Here is a 4,748-nt window from a genome sequence, read left to right on the forward strand (position 1 = left end):
GCGTTTTTTATTTACCACCAACTGGGTGGCTAACTTCATTCTATAATCTACCTTTCATTATTATTACTTGATTGTAGCAAATTTGTACTGGTGAAAGTAGCAAAGTGTCGTATATAATATATGAAACATCTGTTCGTGAGGTAGATATCATGGTCGAAACACCGCAGTCCGCATTCATTGGCACCCCAGTTCAAATTTCGTCCTTTCTTCCGTTTACCCAGGCTATTTTGACGTCGCCCCCAGCGTTGCCGGCCCCAACACCGGAACTGAAGAGGAAGGCGGCCCCGATTCAAAACTTCAAACAGCTACGGTCAGTTCTTAATAGTTCTGCTCGCTTGCTAATCATGGACCTGGAGTTCTTCCAGCTTAATCGCCAAAACCAAATTTCCCAATTGGCGGGCCGCCTTTACGACCAGCCGGCTAGTTTCAACTATTATTTCTATCATGATCAGCAGCCCAACAACCGTCAGCTCCAGTTTCTCCGTCGCTATGACCTATCGCCTTCCCAAGCAGGCCGCTTTACGGCGAAGCACCTGTTACCCCGAATCGTCGCGGTGGTTGACCAGTTGGCGCCTGACTATCTCGTTAGCTGGGATAATCATCTTGACTTTAAGGCCCTCCAGACTCTGGCTGACCGGCAGGACCTTCCTGACGACCAGCGCTTTTGGAAGACGACCCAGCTACTAGACCTCGAAAAGTTAATCGCCCAGCAGGTTTGGCAGGGCCAAAAGACGCTAAGCTTAAAGAAGATGTGCCAGTTGTTAAACCTCCCCGCCATTGAATTTCATAAGGCCCACAATGACGTGCGGGCGATTGAGTGGATCCTCAAATTTTACAGTCATGACCTGGGGCGGGAACTATGATGGCTACTTGTTCCAGTCAATGATCCGCTTGTTAGACTTGCTACTCTGGCCGATCAGTTGATTGTTCAGGTAGACCTTGGTTTCCATCCCCTGGTGAACATCGCTTTCCGATGGCCGTTCTTGCTGGTCATTCATCAGGGTACCGATGACCCCGTTTTGCAGACTATCAATTAACAAGTCGCGGCGGGGCTTAGTCAAACGGTAAAAGTCGTCATTAACTGTAATCTTAATTTGCCGGTTGCCGAGGTACTGGATTTGCTTGATACTGGTAAAGCCCTGGAATTGTTTATCATTCGACTCGTATTGCTGGCAGTTAGCGAGGTAGCTAGCAATATCCCGGTTGGCAATGGTGGTGTCCTCACGACTAGCCGCAACCACTGTTGGGACGTGTTCACCGAGGTTATTAACCGTAACCAGTGCACCACCGAGACTCAGGCAGGCAATGGCACTCAAACTAATCTGTTTTATCTTATTCATTTCATTTTCCTCCTCATCAATCCCTTCTATTATGACGATTTTGCACATAGTGGGCAAGCGCTGTTCACTTTTAAGCTAAAGTCCGCTAGAATAGCTCTTGGTGATTAAAAGTGATAAAAAAAGAACAAGAGCAAAAACGGGTGGCCAGCCGGCAGCAGGTGCAGCAGCGGATGGCCCATCTCCAGAAAAAAGAAGCGATTGAATTTAAAGAGCACCTCGATAATCTTAATGACGGGGTAATCGCAATTATCCTTACCGTAATGGTTTTGGAAGTGCCACTGCCCAACCAGTCAGGGGTCTCTTACCGTAACTTTATGGGGTCGATCTTTATCTTCCTGGTCAGCTTCTTTGTCGTGGCTAACTTCTGGTACGACCTTAACCGGATGTTACTATCGCTTAACCGGGTGACAAAAAAGATGATTATCAATGATTTCATTTTCCTAGCAGCGTTGTCGGTAATCCCGATGTTGACGAAGTGGATGATGTTAGAACCTAGTAGCCTCGCTGTTTTTGACTACGGGATCGCCTACTTCATTGCTAATCTCATGAAGTTGATTATTTCGGCTAATGCCTGGGAAGAATTCTTTAATGAGGTCGAGGGTAGCCCGCGGATGTTTTCCGTGCGGCTGGGACGGCGCCTATTGATCGTACTGATCATCAACGCTATCTTGATCTTTGTGGCTTACATCATGCCCCGCTGGGATCTTTTTGCCTACCTCATTTTGACAATTTATAACTTCTTCTATCCAGAAAAGACGGCCGTAGAACAAAAGGTAAAGTAGCAAGGGAAAGTGTGGCAGAAGTCGGTGACGACCTCGTCTTCATGACGTGTTGCTAGGCTATCTGTCACCCCCGTGAGTATAAATAGGCCTCAAGCATTCGGGTTTCCCGAATGTTTGAGGCCATTTGTATACTTTTAATCGATATAACAGACCTAAGCCACAGACCTCTTTTTATTGTCTCGAAGCCTTGTTCTGACAATTGGTCTAGGGTAGAATAAGTCAGTATGATAACGATTTCAAGGAGTTAAAACTATGAATGGATTTATTGGTGAATTTTTCGGGACGTTAATTTTGATCCTAATCGGTGGCGGCTGTTCGGCCAGTGTGAACCTTAAGCGTAACTACGCCCGGGGGAGCAGCTGGTGGTTTGTCTGTGCTAGTTGGGGCCTTGCCGTGACGATGGGCGTTTATGTTGCGGGCTCGTTGGGGTCTTTGGGTCACCTTAACCCGGCGGTCACAATCCCCTATGCTATCTGCGGCCTGTTTCCCTGGCACCAGGTGTTACCATACCTGGCGGGGCAGTTTCTTGGTGCCTTTGTGGCCGCGGCACTCGTGATTATTTTTTATTATCCCCAGTTTAAGGCAACCCGGACTGTTAAAGAGGGGAATAGCGTCGGTATTTTTGCAACCCGGCCAGCGATTAGGGCGCCCTTCTTTAACCTCTTTTCGGAAGTGGTCGCCACCTTTGCCTTTGTCTTTATTTTGCTGAATTTAGGTAACTTTACCACGGGGATGAAACCCTTTATCGTGGGCCTGTTGATTACCGTCATCGGGACCGGACTAGGATCGACCACTGGCTTTGCTTTAAACCCAGCACGTGACTGGGGGCCGCGGTTCGCCTATACCATCTTACCGGTCCCTAATAAGGCGTCGGCGGAATGGTGGTATGCTTGGGTACCAATGGTTGGTCCGCTTGTCGGTGGCCTCTTAGCATGTTTCCTAGAACAAGCGATCAAATAATTGGTCTACTTTCTAAAATAGCTTGACTAATGCCTAACTAAGTGACAGAATGTGCTTGTTAGGATTAATTGGTATAGTTAGTTGAAAGGAAGATTTTCGTGCAAACATTTACTCAGCCAGGTATTTTTATCAACCACGTTAGCTCACGAGAATTGACTAAGCTGGCCCAGCGGGGACAGGATGGTCTAATTTTAGATGAGCAATTAGTTGCGGCGCTAGAAGCGGGGAGTTGGCACCTGCCAGCCGGTGTAAATAACCGGATAGTTCTGCCAGTCCATGGCCGTGACCAGACTGAACTTCGTCAGCGGGCCGAAAAGCTGACCCTGTGCGGTGAAAATGTCTGGGTTCAAGTACCGGTGATGACGGCTGGCCAGTTTAACCAGTCGTTGATTGCGGAACTGCTAGCCGAGGGGGTACCGTTGGTGGTTGACGGCGTGGCTAGTAAACAGCAGGTTTATCACCTTTTAACCATTGCTAGGGAGACGACGACACCTTTATTAATGATTTTTTGCCCGGCCATGTCACGGTATGATGCGATTGTTGGCCTTGCCCTGGCCCATTTACTGTCACAGGTACAAGTGATCAGTCCGGTACGGACGGTGGCGGAGTATTGGCTGAGCCACAATTTACAATTTGACGGTGTAATTGTTAACCACCAACAATTGACGGCCCTGCATAGGCTGGTAGCCAGTGCTGCCGGTCAGACTTGCAATGTTCATACCCACCAGGAATATGAGCTAGTGCTAGGGTAAATTAACTAATTAACTTATAAACGTTTATAATTGAAGCGGATCCAGATCTAGTCCAATAACTGGCCAAACAATTGGTTAGTTATTGGACTTTTTTAAGTTGTTCATTTAGTTCTAGTTATTTTATTAAATGATAGGTATATGTTAAAATATTCCAGAATTAATAAAATATAAATTCGGTGGGGGATTATTATGTCAAAGAATAATACACAAGAATATCTACGAAAAATGGAGAGGCAACGGCAACGCTTTGGTTTACGCAAACTCAGCATTGGCGTTGCTTCTGTTTTATTAGGAACAACTTTTATCTTTGGCGAGGGGACCGTTGCCCACGCTGATGAAACTGTTTCTACTCAGCCGACTGTAGAAGAACAAACAGCTAGTAACGAGAATGTCACGACTCAGCAACTACAAGCTAAGCCTGTTGCGTTAAATTCAGTAGCTTCAACACCGGCTGTTAAGCAAAACGAAACAGCAAAAGTAGCATCCGACGTGAAGCCGAGTGATAATTCATCACAAGAAGCGCCTACACAGACCAGCAAGGCAACGGCCGATACTATTTTATCCTCCAGACAAGTAACTAATGTAAAGCCAACCATTAATCCCATAGCAGAGTCAGATAAAACCATTAGCAAGATGAGCCAGCTAGATAATACTAGTGTTAGCGTCGATGTTAGTAACGCTAAAGTGGGGGATACCTACTCGTTAGTATTTCATAAAGATCCGCACCTAACACTAGGCTATACCCCCGGATCATTCAGTGATTCAACCGTTGTGAAAACGAGTACCAGTAATAACCAAGATGGCGATGAAGTCTATACCGGGACTTTCTTAAAAGATGGGACAATCAACCAGCCAATTGTTTTCCTAAATTTCAAGAATAAGTTAGCCACTGGACTCAAATAAATAATACTGAC

General features: G+C 46.3%; 6 protein-coding genes. 5 read left to right on the forward strand and 1 reads right to left on the reverse strand.

What is annotated here, in order from left to right; genetic code table 11:
• Positions 1–149: 149 nt before the first annotated feature.
• Positions 150–863, forward strand: a complete 714-nt coding sequence (locus ACI31H_RS07520) for a hypothetical protein (RefSeq protein WP_439771364.1) — start codon at positions 150–152, stop codon at positions 861–863.
• A gap of 3 nt (positions 864–866) precedes the next feature.
• On the opposite strand, the gene ACI31H_RS07525 is transcribed toward ACI31H_RS07520, so the two are convergent.
• Positions 867–1,340: a hypothetical protein gene (locus ACI31H_RS07525; RefSeq protein ID WP_439771365.1), complete on the reverse strand. Its 474-nt coding sequence runs from the start codon at positions 1,338–1,340 to the stop codon at positions 867–869.
• 110 nt (positions 1,341–1,450) lie between these two features.
• Between ACI31H_RS07525 and ACI31H_RS07530 the strand changes: the two genes are divergently transcribed.
• The 4 genes from ACI31H_RS07530 to ACI31H_RS07545 all read left to right on the forward strand — a co-directional run bounded on the left by ACI31H_RS07530 (position 1,451) and on the right by ACI31H_RS07545 (position 4,737).
• A complete protein-coding gene (locus ACI31H_RS07530; protein WP_439771366.1) occupies positions 1,451–2,122 on the forward strand; it encodes a TMEM175 family protein in 672 nt (223 codons plus the stop codon).
• Between the two features lie 252 nt (positions 2,123–2,374).
• Positions 2,375–3,082: an MIP/aquaporin family protein gene (locus ACI31H_RS07535; protein ID WP_439771367.1), complete on the forward strand. Its 708-nt coding sequence runs from the start codon at positions 2,375–2,377 to the stop codon at positions 3,080–3,082.
• 98 nt (positions 3,083–3,180) lie between these two features.
• The gene (locus ACI31H_RS07540) at positions 3,181–3,834 is read left to right on the forward strand and encodes a hypothetical protein (protein WP_439771368.1); all 654 of its coding nucleotides are present in this window, start codon (positions 3,181–3,183) and stop codon (positions 3,832–3,834) included.
• Positions 3,835–4,059: 225 nt separating this feature from the next.
• Positions 4,060–4,737 (forward strand): YSIRK-type signal peptide-containing protein, encoded by a 678-nt coding sequence (locus ACI31H_RS07545; RefSeq protein WP_439771369.1) that lies wholly within the window; start codon positions 4,060–4,062, stop codon positions 4,735–4,737.
• Positions 4,738–4,748 lie beyond the last annotated feature (11 nt).

This window comes from Limosilactobacillus sp., assembly GCF_051873035.1.
Taxonomy (GTDB): Bacteria; Bacillota; Bacilli; order Lactobacillales; family Lactobacillaceae; genus Limosilactobacillus.